We start from the raw sequence: 22619 nt of genomic DNA on the forward strand, positions 1-22619 counted from the left end.
GAGCGCCGGTTTGTCTTGTTTATTGCGCGGATCGCCCCCAATTTAGGGAAGTGGTCCGTTTTCAGGCACAATATGGGTTTAACCGCCCGGCGGTCCGGGCGGCCAGCGCGCCGCGGCTTGCACGGCCGAACCGGCGTCGGGCGACCGGCTTTAGGGCGACCGGCTTCCGGCAGCCCGCAACGCCGGACGACGCGAGGCGCGCGTGACGAAACGTCGGGGCACGCGCGCCGTATGGGCTCAATGAGGGGCTCGATGAGCCGAAGCGGGCGCTGGGGCGCGCAGTCCGTCATATCAACGAAGGAACTCTATGCAACTGGTCAAGACCGAACGCGATAACCTGCTGAGGCCGCTGCAAACGGTGAGCGGCATTGTCGAACGCCGCCACACGTTGCCGATCCTCGCCAATCTGCTGATCACCAAAACCGGTTCCGACGTCTCGTTCCTGTCGACGGACCTCGAGTTGCAGATCACCACGCACGCCGACTTCGGCGTCGGCAACGACCAGGTCGCCACCACGGTCGCGGCGCGCAAGCTGCTCGACATCCTGCGCGCGATGCCCGACGGCCAGGTCTCGCTCACGCTCGCCGACAAGCGCCTCACGGTGCAGTCGGGCAAGAGCCGCTTTGCGCTGCAAACGCTGGCCGCGGACGAGTTCCCCACGGTCGCGCAGGCGAAGGACTTCGGCGCGAGCCTCGCGGTACCGCAAAAAACGTTCCGCCAGTTGCTCGGCATGGTGTACTTCGCCATGGCGCAGCAGGACATCCGCTATTACCTGAACGGCATGCTGCTCGTCGTCGACGGCGACCAGCTCATGGCCGTGGCCACCGACGGCCACCGCCTCGCGTTCTCGTCGATGAAGATCGAAGGCTCGTTCGCGCGCCAGGAAGTCATCATTCCGCGCAAGACCATTCTCGAACTCCAGCGCCTGCTCGAAGACATCGACGACACGCTGAAGATCGACATCGGTTCCACCCAGGTGAAATTCACGTTCGGCCAGGTCGAACTCGTTTCGAAGCTCGTGGAAGGCAAATTCCCCGACTTCCAGCGCGTGATCCCGAAGGGCCACAAGAACACCTTCCAGATCGGCCGCGAGGAACTGCAACGCTCGCTGCAACGCGCGGCCATTCTCACGTCCGACAAGTTCAAGGGCGTGCGCTGCATCATCGAGCCGGGCCAGCTCAAGATCATGTCGACCAACGCCGACCAGGAAGAGGCGCAGGAAGAACTGGAAATCGCCTATCAGGGCGACACCATCGACATCGGGTTCAACGTCACGTATCTGCTCGACGTCCTCGCGAACCTGAAGGTCGACACGCTGCAAGTGAGTCTTGGCGACGCCAGCTCCAGCGCGCTCATCACGATTCCCGAGAACGAGGAATTCAAGTACGTGGTGATGCCAATGCGCATCTAAAAACGCGCGGCAGAAGCAGAACTCCAGGGGGCGCAGCGCCCCTTTGGCGTTTTTATGGCTTTTCGAAAAAGCCCCGAGCAGCAACCCAGGCAGTACGCAGAACCGGAAAAAATCCATGACTGATACGAACAACTCGCAACCCGACAACAGCTACGGCGCCTCGTCGATCCAGATCCTCGAAGGTCTGGAAGCGGTGCGCAAGCGGCCCGGGATGTACATCGGCGACACGTCGGACGGCACCGGTCTGCACCATCTCGTGTTCGAAGTGCTCGATAACTCGATCGACGAAGCGCTCGCGGGTTATTGCAACGACATTCACGTCGTCATTCACGCGGACAACTCCATCTCCATCACCGACAACGGCCGCGGCATTCCCACGGACGTGAAGATGGACGACAAGCACGATCCGAAGCGCAGCGCCGCCGAAATCGTCATGACGGAACTGCACGCGGGCGGCAAGTTCGACCAGAACAGCTACAAGGTGTCGGGCGGCCTGCACGGCGTGGGCGTTTCGTGCGTGAACGCGCTTTCGAGCTTTTTGCGCCTGACCGTGCGCCGCAACGGCAAGAAGCATTTCATGGAATTCCACCGTGGCGTGCCGCAGAACCGCATTCTCGAAGAACGCGACGGCCACACGGTATCGCCGATGCAACTGCTCGGCGAAACCGAAAACCGCGGCACCGAAGTGCATTTCATGGCCGACGAAACCATCTTCGGCAGCGTTGAGTATCACTACGACATTCTCGCCAAGCGCATTCGCGAACTCTCGTTCCTGAACAACGGCGTACGCATTCGCCTGACCGACCAGCGCTCGGGCAAGGAAGACGATTTCGCGTTCGCGGGCGGCGTGAAGGGCTTTGTCGAATACATCAACAAGGCGAAGCAGGTCCTGCATCCGAACATTTTCTACATCTCGGGCGAGAAGGACGGCGTGGGCGTGGAAGTGGCCATGCAGTGGAACGACAGCTACAACGAAAGCGTGCTGTGCTTCACGAACAACATTCCGCAGCGCGACGGCGGCACGCACCTGACCGGCCTGCGCGCGGCCATGACGCGCGTCATCAACAAGTACATCGCCGACAACGAAATCGCCAAGAAAGCCAAGGTCGAAACCTCGGGCGACGACATGCGCGAAGGTTTGTCGTGCGTGCTTTCCGTGAAGGTGCCGGAGCCGAAGTTCAGCTCGCAGACCAAGGACAAGCTGGTTTCGTCCGAAGTGCGCGCGCCCGTGGAAGAAGTCGTGGCGAAGGCGCTCGAGGAATTCCTGCTGGAAACGCCGAACGACGCCAAGACCATTTGCGGCAAGATCGTCGATGCCGCGCGCGCGCGCGACGCCGCGCGCAAGGCGCGCGAGATGACGCGCCGCAAGGGCGTGCTGGACGGCGTGGGCCTGCCGGGCAAGCTCGCGGACTGCCAGGAGAAGGACCCGGCGAAGTCGGAGGTCTATATCGTCGAGGGCGACTCGGCGGGCGGCTCGGCCAAGCAGGGCCGCGACCGCAAGTTCCAGGCAATCCTGCCGCTGCGCGGCAAGGTGCTGAACGTCGAAAAGGCGCGCTACGACAAGCTGCTCTCGAGCGAGCAGATCGTCACGCTGATCACCGCGCTGGGCTGCGGTATCGGCAAGGACGATTACAACCTCGACAAGCTGCGCTATCACCGCATCATCATCATGACCGACGCGGACGTGGACGGCGCGCACATCCGCACGCTGCTGCTCACGTTCTTCTATCGCCAGATGCCGGAGATGATCGAGCGCGGCTACATCTACATCGCGCAGCCGCCGCTCTACAAGCTCAAGGCGGGCAAGGACGAGCGTTATCTGAAGGACGACGCCGACCTCAACGCGCACATGCTGCGCCTCGCGCTGCACGGCTCGGAACTCGTGCCGAGCGAGAACGCCACGCCCATTTCGGGCGACGCGCTCGGCGAACTCGCGCGCTCGTACCAGCTTGCGCGCGGCGTGGTGGATCGCCTTTCGCGCCTGTACGACGTGCGCGCGCTCGAAGCGATCATGGACGGCGTGGCGATCGACCTCACGAGCGAAGCATCGACGCAGGCTTCGGCTCGCGCGCTCGAAGCGCAACTGCGCGACGACCCGCTCAAGCCCGAAGTTTCGGTCGTGCCGATGTACGACCCGGTGCGCGAGCAGCGCTCGCTGCGCGTGGAGCGCCGTCATCACGGCAACGTGAAGGTTTCGGTGATCGACGAGGAATTCCAGCTTACCGCCGACTATCAGCAGCTCGTGAACACGGCGAACACGTTCAAGGGCTTGATCGGCAAGAACGCCGTGATCAAGCGCGGCGAACGCAGCATGGCCGTGAACGACTTCAAGAGTGCGATGAAGTGGCTGATCGCGGACGCGGAGCGCAACGTGTCGAAGCAGCGCTACAAGGGTCTCGGCGAGATGAACCCCGAGCAGCTTTGGGAAACGACGATGGACCCGGCGGTGCGTCGTTTGCTGCGCGTGCAGATCGAGGATGCGATCGCGGCGGACGGCATCTTCACGACGCTGATGGGCGACGACGTGGAACCGCGTCGTGCGTTTATCGAAAGCAATGCGCTGCGGGCGGGGAATATTGATGTTTGATGGGGGATGGTGCTGCAGGGAAACGGAATTCGTGAGATTGGGGCGCCTTTCGTGAGACTGCGAAAGCGGAAATTGTGAGACTCCCCGGATCCGGACGGGAACCGGGGAATTGAACGGTGGGTCCTGACGATGCGGGCGGGAGAAACCCTGTCCGTATAATCACCGATCATGGAAACGACCATGTTCGGCTCGTTGTGGCCGGACAAACTCTCTAAGGTAACGATCGATATACGGCAGATCCGGCCAGTTGTTGTTAGGGCCATCACGACAAGGGGGATAGCACCGCAATGGCACGATGCACAGCACCAGTTCGAGGGCACCACTCGGCAGCCGCGCAAGCAGCCTGCCCTGCATGTAGTTCCCGCTATGGCGGGTACCGCAGCAGCTATGGTGGCGGGTACGACAGTGGCTACAGGTCGTCCTACTCCTCTGGCGGCGGGAGCAGCTACAGCAGCGGTGGCAGGTCCAGCGGAGGTGGCGGTTCAAGGCCGCGCTGGTCGCGTGCCGGTTCGTCCGTTTCGTACACGCCTGCTCAGGTGGCGTCTCTCACACCGGTTCGCGAGGCTGTTGAAAAAGAAGCGGCGGCGAAGCCGGACCTTCGGGATTGCTTCCTCTGCCACGCTTGGGATGACAGGCAGGGCGCCGCCAAGGAACTGCACGATTTGCTCCAGGCGGCTGGTGTCAAGGTTTGGTTCAGCGAGAAGGACCTTGGCCTTGGCGTGCCGATGATGCGAGCCATCGATAAAGGCTTGGCGGCCTCAAAAATTGGGCTCGTCTTGGTGACCCCTGCATTGTTGGCACGCCTTCCGAAAGAAGGCGTTGCCGATAAAGAGCTTTCGACCCTTCTGCAGGGTAATCGTCTCGTGCCCATCGTGCACGGCACTACGTATACTGCGCTCCGCGATGTCAGCCCCATGCTTGCTTCGCGAAGCGGACTTGACACGTCGGAAGACACGATGGCGGTGGTCGCAACCAAAATTGCCGAGCTGGTTGCCATCTGGAGCTGACAATTGGGGCCTTTCTTCGGCTGCTTACCTGGCAATGTTCACGTATGGGCCGAGAGCGTCAACGCTCGGCTCACAGCTTCATGAACGAGTACCGATTCTTTATGTTGGCATGAAAATACTTGCCCTTAGAATCTGCGTTCATAATGCCCTCGTACTCGCCAAGTGGAACGCCTGAGTACGAATAGACTGATCCACCATGGAACTCGATCTCCAAAATCTGACTGTCAACATCGTAGCCAATCGAAGAAATGTTGCTTGAGCTAACTGGTGTACGTTCCATGGTGTACCCGCCTTCCTGGTTGAAACACTATGTTTTCGAATTTGCCTTAGCCACGGCGTCATCCGCATTGGGATCTTGCTTACGCCAAGCCTCAACCAAAGGCTTGTAGTTTTCATTCGGCGCTGGCTCGGTCCAGCCGCCGCTTCTCACACGCTTCCCGTTTACGTCTTTTGGCACGACTACTACAGGATCTTCACTGTCCGGTCGATGGCCCTCTGAAGGACGGTCGATAATGGCTCGGATAGGCATATTGACTGCTTCGCCAACTATCAGGGCTTCTCCCGTGCGGAGGACAGGAAGCATTGAAAACAGCCCCTTAAGGTTGTCCGATGCACATGAAGTAACCTGCGCACGATCAGAATCATTCGTGAGGCGAAGTGCAATGACAGTACCGCATTGCGACAGAATCGTCGAGTCCACTTCCGATGGGCGCTGACTTACCAGCATCAAACCAACGCCGTATTTCCGTCCCTCCTTCGCTATACGCCGGGCGGCAGTGGCCGCGCGACTCTTCGATTGTGCGCTGAGATAGACGTGCGCTTCTTCCAAAACGACGAGTAAAGGTCTGCCGCGGCCACCTTCCTGCTTCAAGCGCCCCCAGAATATGGCGTCGTAGAGGATTCGTAGAATGGCTCCGACCATGTCGTCGACAATGGCCGTCGGAATGCCCGATAGATCGAAAACGGAAATGGGAGCATCAGCTCCGATCCAAGACGAAAGCAGCGTGTCGAGATCAGCCTGGGTCACCCCATCTTTAGACGCGGCCCACTCCCCCGGATTGAAAAGAAACTGCATGCGAGGATCACGAAGTTTGCCTTCCAACAGGTCAAGATGCGCCCTTGGTAAATCGCTGTAGAGTCCTTTGTAGACTTTGTTGGCACCAGCCTCCGTGGTTACTGGCTGAAATCGAGGGCGAACAAGACTGTCGGCATCACCAACGGCTTTCTGCGGGGGAGCACCATCTTCAATATAAGAGCGAGTAGCTTCTGTTTGATTTTGGTTGCTGCTAACCGTGTGAGTTGCGCAATGTAATGAATAGAGGTCATGCCAAAGCTGATACACGGAGAACGGCAATGGAGTGTCGACTGTCACAACAAGATCTGACAAGCCGTGCGGAGCACCGCCGGGCTTCGATGCCCTCTTCGCAGATAAAAGCCGATCCTGAAGCAGAGTCAGCGGCGTTCCAGATACCGGTCCCATTGCAATGGAAATGAATTCCTCTGCCGTCAAAGCCCAGAACGGAACGTGCAATTCCCGCTCTCCCGCTTGGGCATTTGCTCCCACGCGAAATACTCTAGCTTGATTGCCAAACGCTTTCGCATACTCACCATGCAAGTCGAACAGGACGACTCGCGTGGCCTTAAATTGCGTGGGCTCAGAAACAGCACCAAGAAGTTTGGCGACTGCGTTTGATTTTCCCGATCCCGTGCTGCCGACGACGGCCGAATGGCGACTTACAAGACGATTCAGATCTACATAGGCGCGAATAGATTCGGCGCTGGCGACACGCCCAACTGCAACGTAGCCATCGTCGTCACCCGGCGCGTAGACCGTCTTCAAGTCGGACTCTGTGACTACGTGTACGGAATCTCCAATCGATGGGTACTGCGCGATACCTCGCTCGAATTTTGTGCCGCGCCGTCCTTGCCCGACCAGTTCAACTCGCAACCACCGATTGCCAAATTGCGGCGCGAGTTCCGGGGGCCCTGGTGCGGCACCTGCTCCAACCTGCGATATCACTCCGTATAGATCAACGTATCCAGACGGAATCCGCACAAAGCCCCCGACTTGTCCCACGCGGTACGCTTCTCCGTTGACGAAAAGAAGGCCGCCCGGCGTACTGTCCGATAGCTTCACGCTGACGCTCGACCCGTTCACGTCCTCGACCGTACCAAGGCGAGACGGATCTGGATTAGGCGACTGGCTGTGTGTCATGACGATCTCCACCGCAAAGTTGTTCAAGGAAGAGACCGAAGTAGTGGAAATCTCCAAGACGACTGCGCGGGGACAGCATCTTTGAATCTCCTTCGCCCAATGCCTCTTCCAGTAGCCAGGGCGTATGTTCATTACCCCCAGTTGTCCCGGGTCGATAACCCCCGACACGCGTTCCAACTACAGCCCCATCCCAAGCGAGAACCGTCAGATTGCTCTGTTTCTCCGCGTACTCAACAACCCTCGGATGCTTGTCCAGTCCTGAATACATCAGTGCAAAGCATTGAGCATTGCGGTTACCTCGAAGCCCGTCGAGCAAAACTTCGTTCAGGTGGTCATCCAGGAAGGAATAGCCGCACACCACGAGCCTTGGTGCATCTTTCCCGTGGAAGAACGCCCGGAGTCGATCCAACATGGCGAGGTATGGCATCCGCCGGCTCTGATCATATTTGAGATGCGAAGGAAAGATCATCACTTTGCCGGCTGCCGCCTCGCGGGTAACGCGGACAACTCTGGTGACCTTGTTTCCGTTCACTATTTCTTCATTTTTTTCCCAATTGATCGAACCGTGAAGCTTCCATAGTCGCGTCCACCGCGCCGGTATCGTGTCATGTTCAATCGACGCCAGATCAAACCACGGCTCACGCGATCCTACGAAGCCGTCAAAATGCGGGAGCGAATGCTGCTCGAGAGCCTGTTCAAAGAGCAAATCATAGTTGGGCGTGAAAATCTCTGCGGGAGAATCCCTGTGAATGCCGCCAATCCACGACGCAAAACGATCGTATGCATTACGGTACCCCGGGAGCGATTTCTGCACTTCAACCAATATGAGGGCACACACTTTGTCGTCGAGTTCGCCCAAATCCTTCTTGCTCATCCCTAGAATTTCGGCACTGCCTCGACGATTGGCAAGTGTACGAAGCTCCGTCAGCACATCCTCGACGGTCGGATCTTGATCGTCCGCCGGCTTACATTCAGCGCAGAGCGCATCCCAATCGGCCTTGAACTTCGAGGTAGCGCCAGGCGCAGTGTCGACTGCATGGAGCCCATCCGCAACCCGCTTCGTTAGCTCGGCAACAGCAGGGATGAGAACGACACTTTTGCTACCCGCTGCGTCGTATACGCCAAGAGGGCACCCCGCACCTAAAAAGCAGCCGATGCGCTGTTTGTCGTCTTGAAGTACTTGCCGTAGGTTTCTCGCCTGTTGGCTGGCATCATGAATCGCAGGCAACAGAGGCGCTGCAGCAGGGGTAGCCGCCGCGGCTACCCCTGCGGTTGAATCTATACTTGCTTTGCTGGGCGTCACGGCGACTCGTCTCCTTGATTGTCCGCATCTGGTCGATTGCTCAATCTATTCGGTTTTGAGGGATTTTCATCCTTGAGTTCTGCAAACTTAGCTGCCATCGTTGGGTTACCCCGGGTCAGCCGCTTGATCGTCACGTCCTGTGCCTTGTCGTTCGCAAGACGAAGATTCCGATCGGTGCCGAGTAGAGCCTCCTTCGTCTTCTGCAGATGGTCGATTGATTTGTCGATCTCATCGATTGCTGTTTGGAATCGCCTGGAAGCAAGTTCGTAGTTTTTCCCAAATGCGGCCTTGAACGCCTCGAGTTCGGTTTCGAAGTTCGTGATGTCGATATTCTGCGCCTTGACGAGCGCCAGTTCCGACTTGTACTTGAGCGAGTTCATCGCCGCGTTTCGCAACAGTGTGATGATGGGGATGAAAAACTGCGGCCGGACTACATACATCTTCGGGTAGCGGTGGAACACGTCGACGATCCCAGTGTTGTACAGCTCACTGTCTGGTTCGAGCAGGGAGACCAGCACGGCGTACTCACAGCCTTTTTCGGTGCGATCTTTGTCCAGCTCTTTCAGGAAGTCTTCGTTCCTGTTCTTCGTCGCTGTGCGATCGCTCTCGTTCTTCATCTCGAACATGATCGAGACAATCTCCGTTCCGGCCTCGTCCGAATCACGAAAAATGTAATCGCCTTTGCTGCCCATACGCGCGTCGTTGTCTTTCTCGAAATAAGCACGCGGAAACGCTGTCGCCCGAATACGGTTGAACTCGGTCTCGCAGTGCTGTTCGAGCGTTTCGCCCACCATCTTTGTCGACAAGCGGGCTTTCATGTCGCGCAGGCGTTCGATCGCATCGTCGCGATCCTTGATCTGCGTCTCGTACTTGTCTTTCAGCGATTGCTCCGCGAGCTGCTTTTCAAGCGCAGCTCGCGCGAGGCCGCTTTTAAGGTCGTCGCGCTCCTTTTCGACGACGCTTAGGGCCTCAGTGATCGCGAGTTTCTTCGCAACTTCGACGGCGTCGAGCTTGGCCTTTAGATTTTGGATCTCCGCATCTTTCGTCGACGCAGTCCTCTGAAGTTCGCTCACGAGCCTCGCCTCGGCTAACTCGGACGTGGCAAGTTTGTCACGCTTGGCTTGCTCGAGCTCGTTCACGAGCGCGTCACGCTCTTTTTCTACGGCGCTTAAGGCTTCGGTAACGGCAAGCTTCCTTGCAACTTCTCCGGCATCGAGCTTGGCTTTCAATTCCTGGATCTCGGAGTCCTTGACTACGGCGACTTTCTGTAACTCGCTGGCGACCTTGGTCGTGGCAAGCTCAATGGCATTCCGCTTATCTTGCTCAGCCAACTCGAGTCGCTCGTGCAATTGTTGTTCGAACTCGGTATCGCGAACCTGCTTCAGGATGTCCGCGTACCCAGCCTCGTCGATCTTGAATGCTTTCCCGCAGTGTGGGCAGATAATTTCGTGCATGCCTACGTTCCTCTCGCTTTCCTCAGAATCTGCTTGTGTATCTCAGGCGCGGCCCTTTCGCGGCAAGCATCGCCACCTGGCGTCCGACCGGTCGGACCCAATATAAACCAGACCGTCGGGGCGGCAAACTAAATGCCTTATCTTGGCCCGCACAGGGACGTATGCGGTGCGTACACGTTAAAACAAATTAGGCCAACGTCCGACTGCCGCCGACTTCCAACGTCGGAAGTGACTTTCGAGCCTAAAAGTGAAATAAAGAAATTACTCTTTAAAATCAATTGGTTAAATGTTGACTCGATTCTGACTTTGATCTATGTTTGGCAAATCGTACGTCCATCCGCTGTCATTTCGCCATGTCAACGCCGATCGGAATTTACCTTCGAACCCTTCGACTGCAAGCTGGTTTGCGGCAGCAGGAGCTTGCTGACCGGCTTGGATATGACGCGTCACATGTTTCGAGCGTGGAGGTGGGGCGGAAAAACCCGTCTCAGGAGTTTCTGGAGCGTTTTGCTGCATCGCTTCAGCTTGCGGAGGATCAGAAAGCGGACTTGGAAAGGGAACTGTTGGATTCGCCGACGAGCATCCAGTTGATACCGGATTTGCCCACCGACGAGTACCGCATGTATGCAGAACTTGCCAGGAAGCTCGGGCGGCTGTCGCCCGGCCAAATCGCGACGATACGCAGGATTGCTGGGCTAGACGAGGAGATCAGGTCGCGCCCGACCTATCAGCCCTCCCGCATCAGACGTAGAACAAAAGAGGAGGCGCCAATGTAAAAACGGGACAAACCTCGCGGCCTGCCCCGTTGCGAGCCAGCGAACGACGCTAACTCGGTTGGCGCCTTTAGTATCGTTCGCCCCTCCGCGACAGTCAAGCCGCTTTTTCGCCGAAACATGGGAAGCGCGCGAGCTGCAAATGTCCGCGCAGGGACACTACTACGCCCGAATTTTGGCATTCCTCATGTGGACGTCGTAGAAGTGCGTCCCGGCGGATGCACTCGTCCTTCCCATGTCTCGCCACCCACAAGTCCGCTCGTCTTACGAGACGCGCGTGGCTTCTGTCGCAGGTGCAAACATGGACATCGAACCTCGCCTACGCGATACCAGCAGCAAAGCACGTACATCGGCCGCATCACGTCGTATCCCAGCGCGAAACCCTGTCACTCCATCCGGCCGTGGATTCCGGGCCAAATTCTTCTCAGCAAAGAACAATCGGCTTATCCGATGTGAAAGCCTTCTTGAATTCGACTGCCTTCATCTGTTTGAATTTGCTCGAGGCGTGGAGGGATTTGTCGAACAGCCGAAGACCATCCGATATCGACTAGGCAGCCAGTCACGAACGTACACGCCAGACTTCGCTGTCGATTGGACTGATGGCCGACGTTGGTTTATAGAAGTGAAGCCGGCTGAAGTACTCGCGGAGCCTCGCAACCAGGAAAAATTCGACCGGCTTTCGGATGTGTTTCAGAGCCACGGGGATAAATTCGTAGTTCTTACAGATCTCCAAATTCAAAGGCCAGTGAGGATAAAGCAAGTCAAGCGCTTACTCCAAGTTCGTTACGCGAAATGGCTGGATGGAACGGCCGATGCCGCCACTCCACTGCGCTTAGCGAATCGAACCATCGCTGAAGCATTGCGCGCTGGATCGTCCGGACGAGCGATCTTACATCGGCTTGCGTCGCGCGAGCTTGTGTGCTGCTTGGACGAAGAGATCATAGGTACGACGCTCTTGCTTCCCTTCGAGGAGAGTCACGATGCCGCGCTATTCGCTTAAGGTCGGAGAATTTTTCTCGCTGGAGCAGAAAACCTACCTGATCGAACATGTTATCGGAGAAGTTGTTCACGTCGTAACGGCAAATGATGGCAGCAAGTCGACCTACCTGGCTGACCTCCTGCTATTGCACTTTGCGGAAGGAAGGCTGAAGTTTCTAACCCGTGAGGAACTCGAATGCGGCGCGGCCGACTCGGCAACCAGACCAACAGTCGAGCGAAGCCTCTCAAATTTTCCATCAAGGGTCCAGCAACAGGCGCTCAGAAAGTGGAAATATCTGAACGCAATTTGCCCAGACGGTCGGCTGGGCTTCGCACGTCAGGAGCTTGCCGAAATGCTCCGTCGAGCTTGGACCGCACTCGGTCCGAACGACGGCGGCACATGCCCCCCATCTGTGCAAAGCTTCTACAGATGGAGAGCCAGGTGGGTATGGTCGAACTTCGATGTTCGAGCACTCATCGACAAGTGGGAATTACGTGGCCGCCGGCCGGAGGCCTTGCCCGACAAACTGTCTGAGCTAATCGATCAGGGTATCGAAAAGGTCTACCTCACCCCCCAGCGCGAGTCACTTCGTGAAACACTCGACTGGATCCAGTTGCAGATCGAACAGGAAAACAGGCGCCGAGCGCCAGTAGATGCTCTGCCACCTGTTAGCCGGCGAATGTTGAACCGAGCCCTTTCTCGCATCGACCGATACGCCGTCCTCAAAGCCCGTTATGGCGAGCGGTATGCACGAGAGGCAACGCGTATCTACGGGAAAGGTCCAGCGTGCACTCACCCTCTTGAGCGGGTAGAAGTCGACCATACGCCTCTCGATGTTCTGGTGGTTGACTCAGCGACGGGGCTGTTGCTGGGTCGTCCGTGGATCACGGTAATGATCGACTGTTATTCGAGGATGATCGTAGGCGTACATATCTCGTTCCGACATCCGAGCGTTCGCTCAGTACTTCGTTGCCTCAAGCACGCGATCTTGCCGAAATCGTATATGAAAGAGCGATTCCCAAAGGTCAGCGGGGAATGGAGCGCGTACGGTCTCATCCATGAACTTGTGTGCGACAACGGTCTTGAGTTCCATGCGCGAGATCTGGAGGCGGCGTGTGCAGAGCTTGGGACGCACGTTATTTACTGTCCCACTCGCTCGCCTCAGATGAAGGGCCGCATAGAACGCTTCCTGAAAACACTCAACTACGGGTTCGTCCATTTACAGCCTGGAACGACGTTCGCGAAATACGACAAGCGACACGCATATGATTCCGACTCAACGGCTGCTCTAACCTTGGAAGCTCTGCAAGAGTTTATTCATCGTTGGATTGTTGATGTCTATTCAATGACGTTCCATCGCAGCATCCAATGTACACCAAAGCAAAGGTGGGACGAGGGAGTGCAGATTTTCCCGCCCCGCCTCCCCCCTTCAGCAGATATCGTCAATGTGTACCTCGGGAATTGTCACAAGCGACGGCTTACCAAAAATGGAATTGAGGTTCACTCTCTCCAGTACACATCGCCGGCACTTCAAGATCTCCGCCGTCGGTGCGGCGACATAGAAGTTTCCATTCGAACGGACCCAGACAACCTAGGCTCCATCTTTATCTTGGACGAAGAGGCCCAGCGATACATAGAAGCAAAATCCACCTGGGCGAAGTACGCTGAGGGCCTAAGTGCCGAGCAGCACCGCTGGATATTGTCGAAGGCGCGCGGGGATTACGAGACGTTGCCAGTACGATTTGGGTTGATCGCGGCGAAGGATGCGTTGCGCGTCGACATGGCGCAAATCGTGGAGGCCGGGCGCTCAAGAAAACCAAAGCAAGCAAAAGCTCCCAAGGCCGACCGCGAGCTTATGGTCCAGCGTGAGGAAACAAGGCAGATACAGCTTCCTCTTGAGCCTGAATCAGACGAATCGACTCACGAGGAACGACCGCCTGAGGAAGTAAATGGAGATGGTGAGGTCCCGCTCTTTCCGGTCCGACGCGGGCCGGCACCGGCGCAAGTCCCGGAAATTGCCACTCACCCGATTCAATCCCCCGACCGACCAACAGTCACATCCTCACAGGAGAGCGCCCGATGAGCGAGCCCATGCATGTTGATGTGGACGACTGGCATCAGCCACTATCGCTTGTGCAGTCACCGAATACCGGTCTGGCTGATGGCACCCCGGAGCTTGTAGCTGGCGTTCGAAATACGCTTATCGAACACCCGGCGTTCGCGTCTGGAATCACAGCGATCCAACGATGTCATCGCATGGGGCGATTTGGCCTTGAGGAACCTGGGTGTCTTCTCATTACGGGTGTTGCAGGAAGTGGAAAATCAACGCTTCGGAAGGAATACGCAAGGCATTATCCGCGCCGGGAGGCCGACGAAGGGACGGAAATCCCAGTCCTGCACCTCGAGTTACCGGCGCAGCCCACGATTAAGAACGTCGCCGAACGTATTCTTCTAGAACTGGGAGATCCTCTATTCACGCGTGGGTCTGCCGAAGCGATGACATCGCGTATCGTGACATTGTTCAGGAACTGCCGTGTCGAGCTGGTGATGCTCGACGAGTTCCAGCATTTCATTGACAACTCTAGCGAAAAAATTGAAGCGCGAGTTGCCGACTGGCTCAAGCACCTCGTGAATATCACGAAAGTCCCATTCGTGCTCATGGGCTTGCGTCGTTGCCACCGCATTCTGCAAAGCAACGAGCAGCTGCGTCGCCGATTTTCACGGCAGATCGAGCTTAAGCCTTTCGGGAATTCGGACAAGAGATCGAGACGCATTTTCGACGGGCTGATGCGCTCAATCTGGACGAACCTACCCGTTTCACCGGCGCCGGAGCTGGTGGGCGATGGCGACCATCTCGACAGGATCCATTTTGCAACGTATGGCCTGATGGGATACATCATGACGCTTGTGAGCACTTCAGTCGAAATCGTGCTGAATGAGAAGCGTCCCTGTATCGATCAGGATGTGCTCTCGCGAGCCTTCGTTGAGTCCATCTGGCCGGACGCGTGTGGACATCTCAATCCGTTTCATCCTCGCTTCGTATGCAGGCCGTTGACCAACGACAAGGAGCCGTTCTGTGGCTACGCGTGCTGAACTCCACGGTCGGTACTTTGTCTTCCGTCCTCGCCCGGCCCATGATGAGCATGTGTTGAGCTATCTACTCCGACTTGGAGAGATGAACGGCTATACGGGGCGAGATACGCTTGGGCGGTTTACCAGATCCATTACACGGCATCTTCAGAAAAAAGGCCAGATAGAGGTCATCGCACAACTCGCTGGCCTCGGCGAACACGATCTGCTTGAGCTTCTCCACCGGCATCGGCGTATCCCCAATGTTCACGCACGTCTCAGTGGCTTCGTAATAAACAGCTTCTTTCGCGAGCCGTACACAGCGTATTGCCCTGCATGTATTCGCGAGCGAGGAATTTTCAGGGCAATCTGGAATTTCCGCGCCGTTGCGATTTGCGAGTTGCATGGACAGTGGCTTCTCGAAAGCTGCCCTCGATGTACCGCGTTAGTAGGATGGGATCGACCTGCTTCCATATCATGCGCGTGCGGATTCAACCTTGGTCTAGCGGAAACGACATCGGCGCCGGTCGAGGCGGCGCTCATCAACCAACTACTCACGTCCGCTGTTCTTGGCGTTGGCGAATCGGATCTTCTTGCAGAGCAACACTTTTGTGCCCATGCCCGACGAATGAGTGGCCTGGACTGGCTAGCCGTCGCCAACTTTCTGGCCACGTTTGTCGGGCGATCCCCTCGGTTCCATCCGATAGGTAGAGCTGGCCTCGACGCCGAAAAGCGTGCGACGCTCCTCGCTGCGAAGTGGTTCGCCGAGTGGCCGGCGAACGCGATGCAGGGGTTGAACGGGATTGCTCAGCGATCAACAGATGGGTGGAAACCGCCACTTATCTCGATACAACAATTTAACGCGCGAGCGCCGGCCTGTTACACGAGGTACCGTCACGGCGCGTTGGCCCTTCCGGATTTTATGACCGTATTGATTCGGAGTTATTCTGAGCTTCTCACTGTACATCGAGACGGGCTCGGACTCGCCGTCAATCCGGACAGGTTATCACCAGGTGCGGATGGAGGACTCGGCGTATATTTACCGCGTGCGGCCGCCGGTAATGTGTCAGGTAGCGCCAGCGATCTGGAATTCCTTCCGCTATCTCGCCTCGTCGAGGGAATTCGTGGATCGAATATCGCCCTTTACTCCAAACACGAGGTGGAGCGGCTCATCGGCGCGACAAGCCGGCAGCTTGCTGCACTGGTTCGCGATGGGCTCCTGCGTAGTGATCGTCACAAGCAGCGCAATCGTTGTAAGCAGCTCATGCTGTCGACAGAGGTGGACCGATTTCGACAGTGGCTAACAGACATGAGCTCAGTAGGAGAGATTCGGGCTGATATGGTGCCGCTCAGCCGACTGTCGGCGAGCGGGCGTGCAATGCTCCTACGCGTGCTCAGGGCTGCGATGGCAGGACATGTGTCTCTATTCCGCGAGAGGCAGGACCACGTGAGTCTAGACACGTGCTTTATAAAAATGACGTCTGTTGTCGCACTCACGAGGTGGCAACGTGGCTAGACTCCTCGTTCGCCCGCTTCCGATACGAGACGAAAGCACCGCTGGCTATCTGCTTCGCGTTTCCGAGGCCAACGGATTCACATCTTTACTTGATCTTGATCTTCTGGCCTCCTGTGACAGCGGGGGTGACGCTTTCTCGAGGGTCGGCACTATGCTTCCCGGCGTCTCATTGCATCAGCTCCGAGGGCATGTCACTCGCTTTCGTAACCTCAAGATCGCTGATCCGGGGGGCATTGACATGAAATACTGGAACGGTCGGAGACCCCGTTTCTGTCCAGCATGCCTGGCGGAGACACCGTATTGGCGCTCAGCATGGGACCTTACGCTGATGGTGGCGTGCCCGATTCATCGTGCTCGCCTGCACGACTCCTGTCCCGGTTGCCACAGACCACTATCATGGAAGCGTGGTCATATTTCGCGATGCGATTGCGGCCAGCTGTTGAAGGATACACATCTCGAAAACGCCACCGAAACGGCCGTGGCTGTCAGTGCCTACCTGACCGCGGCGATGACAGGGAAGCCAGTTGTCGACCGGGTTCCTCAGCAAACTCACATTCAGTGTCTTTCACTCACCGACCTACTTGCTGTCTGCATCCAGCTCGGTGGATATGCATCAGACCATGGGGCGAAACCGACCAAGATTGCGCATCTGGACGACGTGTCCGTGGCAACTGTCGTGGTAAACGGTGCAGGGCAAGCATTGATCGACTGGCCTAATGGATACCGCGAATTACTCCGCAACGTAGGTCGACATGGGCGAGATGAAGATTCATCGGGATCATCGGGGCGCCTGACAGCGCGGTTTGGCTACTTTTATACTGCCTTGTATCGGCGCTTCGGTGCCAGGCAGTTTGACTTCCTCCGAGAAGAGTTTGAGGCGTACGTTCGAAGCGAATGGGTTGGTCAACTAGCGGAACGGAACCGCCGCCTGTCAAAGGCGACCCGATGTCAGCATGCATGGATTCCCATCACTGGGGCGGCGAAGCTACTCGGGATCAAACGGACTAGCGTTTCAGCTTTGATCGAAGTTGGCGCACTGAAAGGGCAAACGCACAAGAGTCCCTCTGGTCGGACTTCAGGTACGGTAAGTAGGAGGAGCGTGGACGAATTCCAGATGGAGAAAGCGAAGTGGTGGACGCTGACGGAGGTACGAGAGACGTTGAAGATCTCACGGAAGCGCGCTCATGCCTTACTGCGCTCAGGTGACCTGCGACCTGTCCGCGGGCCGTCTGTGGACGGTTCGCCAGTATGGAGATTTTCGGCGCAAGAGGTAACGGCGTTGATGCGGGGATTGTTCAACGCGACGTCGGTCGGTGCACACCGTTCACCATAAGGCGGGAGACAACGTGAAAGAATTGGAAGACGACACCCCTGACACCTTGCACCAGTGCGATTCACTGCGGCCGGTCGATTCGCTTTGCGAAGCCGACGTTCGAAACGGATTCTTCTCTCGGAGGAATGCTGACACGGGTGAGATCCGGCCGGTGACCGCTTCCGACCACATCTCAGATGTAGCGTTGTTTACCCTCTCCGTAGATGTCCCGAAGTCGATCCGAATTCACTTCGAGACAGCGAAGAATCTCTACGCCTACGCGTGGTTCGTCTATCGCTTCTATCCGGTAGCGGAGCAGCAAGCGCTGACGTCGCTCGAGTTCGCGCTCCGCGAGAGGCTAGCCGCAGAGGTCTCGCAATCGTTGTCGGCGAAGGCCAAACCGCCAAGCGGTCTTAGCGCCTGGCTGAAGGAAGCGCTGAAGCGAGGGGTGATCGCAAACGACAGATTTTCATGGCGCAACGAGCGAGCAATGCAGCGTGCCCGGCAGCGAGCTGAATTTCAACAAATCGAGGCGATGCAGTGTCTAGGGCTGACGACGGCCAGAATCGACTACTCGAATGTAAAGCTATTGCCTGAGGATTTTGACGAAGATTGGATCGGCACATTCATCGACACCCTGCCTGCGCTTCGAAACACTTACGCCCACGGCTCGGATCTCCTTCATAACACGGTATTGCACACATTCGAGATCGTCAGTGAACTGATCAACCAGCTATTCGGTCCAGCGCGGTGGCGGGACTAACGACTCCTGCGCTTGATTGCCAGAACGCCGGAATACATCTTGTTGCCCTGCACGAGCGATTCGGTGCAACGCAGTTCGATTCGGGGGTTCCAACGAGCAGCTTGGACGAGTGGGCGAACCGAGTCGGCAGGGTCGAGGGCAGAGGCGGCTACGACACAAAAGTGAACCAGCGCTGCTATCGGAATGAACCTGCGCCTATGGCCAGCTCCTAAGATGTGGTGTTCTGCACATCGAGGACGATCACAATTTCGTCAGGAACGAACGGCTCATCGCTGAGTGGATCGCGACCTTCATACCTGGCGTCCGCCATCGACATGGCGGGTACGCGTCGGACCGGCTCCGGATGGACTGACGACAGATCGCAAAATCCGCCATAGAAATGCGGTAAAACAACACGCCCATCTGCGGGCAGTCGGCCGAGAATCTTGATCAGTTCGGACACGTTCATCGATTCTCCTTGATGTGTTACAGCGATGCAGAGTGACTCGGGATCTGGGAAGGCACGCTGGCTTATGATGCATTTTATGCCCGGCTGCCCCGTGAAAACTGGGCCGCGGCGAAGATCGGGGAACCATCCGTAATGTATAGGTTATTCGCGCCAAAGCGTGGCAACCATTTGATGAACCGTCGATGCAGCCGAACTTGCCCCGCTTTTTCTTGCGTAAGAGGTGTGCCGAGACCTACAATACGTCACTCCGCTGATTGACGAACAAAGGGGTGTCTATGTCTGCGCCAAGTACTTTTGGACAGCAGATCTCGCAAAAGCGAAAAGAGCTGGAGATGAGCCAGAAGGAACTCGCGTCCAGGGTCAAGCGAGAAGATGGCGAGTCTATATCTCCTCAATATCTGAACGATATCGAGCACGACCGACGGAGCCCGTCGTCGGACCTGATAGTCCGACAATTCGCCACGGTTCTCGCTCTGAATCTCGACTATCTTTTTTACCTTGCCGGGAAGTTTCCGACTGACGTAACCGATAGAAACTTGCCTCCGGAAAAAGTCCAGCAGGCTCTCGTTGCCTTTCGTCGAGCACTCGACCAGAAGAAATGAAACAGGTGCCAGATCGTACGGGGCGCTTCGCCCGTCGCCCGCACTATGAACCGCACGAACTTGATCGCGAGTGCGAGCAAATCATTTGTGCGTTCCTGAAGGGCAAGTACGGGACGGCCGATTACCCCGTTTCTACCGACGATCTCACAACGCTGATCGAGAGGCATGTGGATGATCTGGACCTTTATGCCGATCTCTCCGAATTCGGGCAAGGTGTCGAGGGCGTAACGATATTCAATCCGGGCGGGAAGCCGTCCGTTCGCATCTCCGAAGTGTTATCTGGGGATTCGCGTCGCGAGAACCGACTCCGTACCACTCTTACTCACGAGTTCGGCCACGTCCACTTCCACTCTTATCTGTGGGATCCCCAGGCGATGACGCTAGATTTTGGGGATGAATCAGCCTCGCAGGTTGCAGACGGCGACAGGATTCAGGTCTGTAAGCGAGAGACGATCGTAAACGCTGCGGCGTCAGATTGGATGGAATGGCAAGCTGGCCACGTCTGTGGTGCGTTGTTGATGCCGGCTACGCACGTCCGGAATTATGTCGGCGCCGAGTTTCCTGATGTCGGACCGTCACCGTGTACTCCCTCATCCACGCTGGGTGCAAAGGCAATCGAGGCGGTATGTGAACGCTACCAGGTGTCGCAGGACGCCGCCCGTGTGCGGCTGTTGCGGCTTGGTTTGCTGGCCGAGCCGGGCCGAACGGCATCACTCTTCTGACAATTCCGCCGGGGCTTGCGCCCCGTCTTTTTCGTGCTAATATACGCACATCCGCGTATCCGCATATCTGCGGTTTGCCGTGAACTGGAGGGTGCCATGTCTGATCAGCAGCGCATTTCGGCAGTCGACCACGAAGCCGAAAACCGGGAGTTAGCCGAAGCTTTGGAAAAGGTCGAAGAAGCCGAGGCGGAGATTGTGAGGGGAGAGGCAGATCTTCGTGAGGCCGTGCGCGAACTCGATGAAATCGAGCAACACAGCGACCATCACAAACCGGTGGATATTCGCGTCAATAACAACCCGGTAACGATGCCGGGTCGCTACGCCACCGGCCTAGAGATTAAGGAGGCCGCTATTCGGGATGGCGTGGACATCAAGATCGACTTTGTTCTTTTCGCTGAGCTTCCGGACGGAAAGGAGAAGGTCGTGAAGGACGATCAGACCGTCGACTTGCATCACGATAAGTGTTTCGAGGCAATCGACAATGACGACCACTCCTGATCTGACGGGACTCAAGCCTGCGGTCGCGCAAGCGATCATCGAGGTTCTTGCGCAATTCGAGCCGAGCGACATCAGGTGCGAACCCGACGGACAAGGTGGCGCGCGTATCACCTTCGGGCCGGTGCAATTGAGCGATACATACGAGCAACGGGAGACGTGGATCGGCGCGCATGTTCCTCCGCTAGTCCCTTACTGTGACGTCTATCCCGTCTTTCTCCGCGGTGATTTACGTCGCAGCGATGGCAAAGCACTGACGACTCCACTGACGCAAAACCACACGTTTATGAGCCAAGCGGCGACGCAGGTGTCGAGGCGCTCCAATCGACGCGACGCTACGCGGGAAACTGTCAGCATGAAGTTCCTCAAGGTTCTTCACTGGGTGAACGGCCAATGATCAACAAATGCTCGCTCATATTGCCTCAACATTTGCAGGAGGCGATTCTTACTCATTTGTTTCCGGGTGACGGGGATGAGCACGCGCTGGTGATCCTTGCCGGTGTCGCAGACTTCGAAGGTCATCGCCGACTGTTAGCTCGCGAAGTGATCGTTGCCCGGGACAATGTCGACAGCGTTCCGGGCCGTTATGGCTACAAGATGATAAAGGCCGAGTTCATACGGCCTTTGATACGACGATGCAGGAAAGAACGGCTCGCCTACATCGCAGTACATAACCACGGAGGAACCGACAGCGTTGCGTTCAGTCGCGATGACCTTGACTCTCATGAGCGAGGATATCCAGCGCTACTTGACCTTACGGAAGGAATGCCGGTTGGAGCAGCCGTATACGCGCGCGATGCGGTCGCTGGGGACATCTGGATGCCGGACGGGAGTCGACTGACCCTTGCCGAAATCCGGATCCTCGGTGCAAACATCGATCGAAAGTACGATTCACCTCGCGAGATTGCCACAGGCGATTCGCCTTTCCACGATCGCCAACTGCTGATGTTTGGATCAACAGGTCAGGCGCGACTGGCGGGTGCAAAGGTAGGGGTAGTCGGTGCCGGGGGCGTCGGATCACTTCTGGTTGAATACCTTGCGCGCCTCGGCGTGGGCCATATTGTGTTGGTCGACGATGACCGGATATCGTTGTCAAACCTTTCGCGGGTCATCGGCGCAACACGCTGGGACGCTCGCTATCCATTTTCTCTTGAATGGATGCCCCAAATCATCCGCCGTACCGCCGAACGATTCTCGGTCAAGAAAATCCGTATCGCTCAACGCGTAGCAAAGCAGGCCAACCCGCACTGCGAAGTGGAGTGTATCGACGGAGATTTCTCAGCTCCTGAATCTGCGCAGCGCTTTTTGGGTTGTGACTTCCTCTTCCTGGCGGCAGACTCGATGCGTGCGCGACTGCTCTTTAACGCCATCGTTCAACAGTACTACATCCCTGGAATTCAGATCGGCACGAAAATCAAACCTCATCCCGAGACAGGTTCTCTGGAAGACGCTTTCAGCGCGGAGCGATGGGTACTTCCATCATGTAATTGTCTCTGGTGCTCCGGGATGATCTCTCCGCATCTGTTGGCGATCGAGATGAAGACGCCAGACGAACGCAAAGCGCAAGACTACGGGACCCACGTGCCGAATCCGAGCGTTATCACGATGAACGCCGTCGGAGCCAGTTTAGCCGTGAACGACTTCATGATGGCGTTCCTTGCGCTCCACGGCCAGGGGACTTCTCCGTGCCCTCGACGAATAAAGCATGTTTCCCGCAGGATCGTTGACGAGACGTATCCTCCCGATCCGGAGTGCTCGGAATGCTCGTTGGGCTCAGGGTCAAGATTCGGTATGGGCGATGCCATAAGCCTGCCGACTATTTGAAAAACCTGATGGTATGCAGTCGATAAGGTAGTAGAAGAACGTAGGTACCGGGCCTGAATCTGACGCGCTCTAGTGATAATCGCCATTTGCGGGTTCCAGAGCGATCAAGTAGTTCTCGGGCGACGCCGCCACGTAAAGC

At 57.0% G+C, this 22619-nt stretch carries 20 protein-coding genes; 15 read left to right on the top strand and 5 right to left on the bottom strand.

Going from position 1 to position 22619, the window contains the following annotated elements; genetic code table 11:
* Positions 1 to 307: 307 nt before the first annotated feature.
* The 3 genes from dnaN to U5805_RS13195 all read left to right on the top strand — a co-directional run bounded on the left by dnaN (position 308) and on the right by U5805_RS13195 (position 5005).
* On the top strand, positions 308 to 1411 hold the full coding sequence (dnaN, locus tag U5805_RS13185; protein ID WP_322103912.1) for a DNA polymerase III subunit beta: 1104 nt from the start codon (positions 308 to 310) through the stop codon (positions 1409 to 1411).
* Positions 1412 to 1526: 115 nt separating this feature from the next.
* Positions 1527 to 3998, top strand: a complete 2472-nt coding sequence (gene gyrB / locus U5805_RS13190; protein WP_322103913.1) for a DNA topoisomerase (ATP-hydrolyzing) subunit B — start codon at positions 1527 to 1529, stop codon at positions 3996 to 3998.
* Between the two features lie 536 nt (positions 3999 to 4534).
* Positions 4535 to 5005: a toll/interleukin-1 receptor domain-containing protein gene (locus tag U5805_RS13195; RefSeq protein WP_322103914.1), complete on the top strand. Its 471-nt coding sequence runs from the start codon at positions 4535 to 4537 to the stop codon at positions 5003 to 5005.
* A gap of 70 nt (positions 5006 to 5075) precedes the next feature.
* On the opposite strand, the gene U5805_RS13200 is transcribed toward U5805_RS13195, so the two are convergent.
* The 4 genes from U5805_RS13200 to U5805_RS13215 all read right to left on the bottom strand — a co-directional run bounded on the left by U5805_RS13200 (position 5076) and on the right by U5805_RS13215 (position 9977).
* Positions 5076 to 5285, bottom strand: coding sequence for a KTSC domain-containing protein (locus U5805_RS13200; protein ID WP_322103915.1), 210 nt, complete (start codon positions 5283 to 5285; stop codon positions 5076 to 5078).
* A gap of 27 nt (positions 5286 to 5312) precedes the next feature.
* Positions 5313 to 6845 (bottom strand): ATP-binding protein, encoded by a 1533-nt coding sequence (locus U5805_RS13205; RefSeq protein WP_322103916.1) that lies wholly within the window; start codon positions 6843 to 6845, stop codon positions 5313 to 5315.
* Positions 6846 to 7197: 352 nt separating this feature from the next.
* A complete protein-coding gene (locus tag U5805_RS13210; RefSeq protein ID WP_322103917.1) occupies positions 7198 to 8523 on the bottom strand; it encodes an SIR2 family protein in 1326 nt (441 codons plus the stop codon).
* Positions 8520 to 9977, bottom strand: a complete 1458-nt coding sequence (locus tag U5805_RS13215; protein ID WP_322103918.1) for a DUF2130 domain-containing protein — start codon at positions 9975 to 9977, stop codon at positions 8520 to 8522. The genes U5805_RS13210 and U5805_RS13215 overlap by 4 nt, the downstream gene beginning before the upstream one ends.
* 353 nt (positions 9978 to 10330) lie before the next feature.
* Here U5805_RS13215 and U5805_RS13220 point away from each other — a divergent pair, with 353 nt between their 5' ends.
* The 7 genes from U5805_RS13220 (at position 10331) to U5805_RS13245 (ending at position 18389) form a co-directional block, all read left to right on the top strand.
* Positions 10331 to 10753 (top strand): helix-turn-helix transcriptional regulator, encoded by a 423-nt coding sequence (locus U5805_RS13220; protein WP_322103919.1) that lies wholly within the window; start codon positions 10331 to 10333, stop codon positions 10751 to 10753.
* Between the two features lie 298 nt (positions 10754 to 11051).
* A complete protein-coding gene (locus U5805_RS13225; protein ID WP_322103920.1) occupies positions 11052 to 11750 on the top strand; it encodes a Tn7 transposase TnsA N-terminal domain-containing protein in 699 nt (232 codons plus the stop codon).
* Positions 11731 to 13812: a DDE-type integrase/transposase/recombinase gene (locus tag U5805_RS13230; RefSeq protein WP_322103921.1), complete on the top strand. Its 2082-nt coding sequence runs from the start codon at positions 11731 to 11733 to the stop codon at positions 13810 to 13812. The genes U5805_RS13225 and U5805_RS13230 overlap by 20 nt, the downstream gene beginning before the upstream one ends.
* Positions 13809 to 14822: a TniB family NTP-binding protein gene (locus U5805_RS13235; RefSeq protein WP_322103922.1), complete on the top strand. Its 1014-nt coding sequence runs from the start codon at positions 13809 to 13811 to the stop codon at positions 14820 to 14822. Before U5805_RS13230 ends, U5805_RS13235 begins: the two co-directional genes overlap by 4 nt.
* 82 nt (positions 14823 to 14904) lie before the next feature.
* Entirely contained in the window at positions 14905 to 16314 is a 1410-nt protein-coding gene (locus tag U5805_RS31795; RefSeq protein WP_415914587.1) for a TniQ family protein, read from the top strand.
* Positions 16307 to 17647 carry a TniQ family protein gene (locus tag U5805_RS31800; protein WP_415914588.1) on the top strand — a complete coding sequence of 447 codons (1341 nt, stop codon included), beginning with the start codon at positions 16307 to 16309 and terminating at the stop codon, positions 17645 to 17647. Before U5805_RS31795 ends, U5805_RS31800 begins: the two co-directional genes overlap by 8 nt.
* Before the next feature lie 13 nt (positions 17648 to 17660).
* Positions 17661 to 18389: a hypothetical protein gene (locus U5805_RS13245; protein WP_322103924.1), complete on the top strand. Its 729-nt coding sequence runs from the start codon at positions 17661 to 17663 to the stop codon at positions 18387 to 18389.
* A gap of 208 nt (positions 18390 to 18597) precedes the next feature.
* Here the strand turns inward: U5805_RS13245 and U5805_RS13250 are convergent, their stop codons facing one another.
* Positions 18598 to 18837, bottom strand: a complete 240-nt coding sequence (locus U5805_RS13250) for a hypothetical protein (protein ID WP_322103925.1) — start codon at positions 18835 to 18837, stop codon at positions 18598 to 18600.
* 275 nt (positions 18838 to 19112) lie between these two features.
* On the opposite strand from U5805_RS13250, the gene U5805_RS13255 reads away from it, so the two are divergent.
* The 5 genes from U5805_RS13255 to U5805_RS13275 all read left to right on the top strand — a co-directional run bounded on the left by U5805_RS13255 (position 19113) and on the right by U5805_RS13275 (position 22480).
* Complete coding sequence (locus tag U5805_RS13255) at positions 19113 to 19439, top strand: helix-turn-helix transcriptional regulator (RefSeq protein ID WP_322103926.1); 327 nt, start codon at positions 19113 to 19115, stop codon at positions 19437 to 19439.
* A complete protein-coding gene (locus tag U5805_RS13260) occupies positions 19436 to 20161 on the top strand; it encodes a hypothetical protein (RefSeq protein ID WP_322103927.1) in 726 nt (241 codons plus the stop codon). The genes U5805_RS13255 and U5805_RS13260 overlap by 4 nt, the downstream gene beginning before the upstream one ends.
* 96 nt (positions 20162 to 20257) lie before the next feature.
* The gene (locus U5805_RS13265) at positions 20258 to 20659 is read left to right on the top strand and encodes a multiubiquitin domain-containing protein (protein ID WP_322103928.1); all 402 of its coding nucleotides are present in this window, start codon (positions 20258 to 20260) and stop codon (positions 20657 to 20659) included.
* Positions 20643 to 21053, top strand: coding sequence for a hypothetical protein (locus U5805_RS13270; protein WP_322103929.1), 411 nt, complete (start codon positions 20643 to 20645; stop codon positions 21051 to 21053). Before U5805_RS13265 ends, U5805_RS13270 begins: the two co-directional genes overlap by 17 nt.
* Positions 21050 to 22480: a ThiF family adenylyltransferase gene (locus tag U5805_RS13275; protein ID WP_322103930.1), complete on the top strand. Its 1431-nt coding sequence runs from the start codon at positions 21050 to 21052 to the stop codon at positions 22478 to 22480. Before U5805_RS13270 ends, U5805_RS13275 begins: the two co-directional genes overlap by 4 nt.
* Positions 22481 to 22619: the final 139 nt, after the last annotated feature.

The organism is Paraburkholderia sp. J41 (genome assembly GCF_905220235.1).
GTDB lineage: Bacteria > Pseudomonadota > Gammaproteobacteria > Burkholderiales > Burkholderiaceae > Paraburkholderia.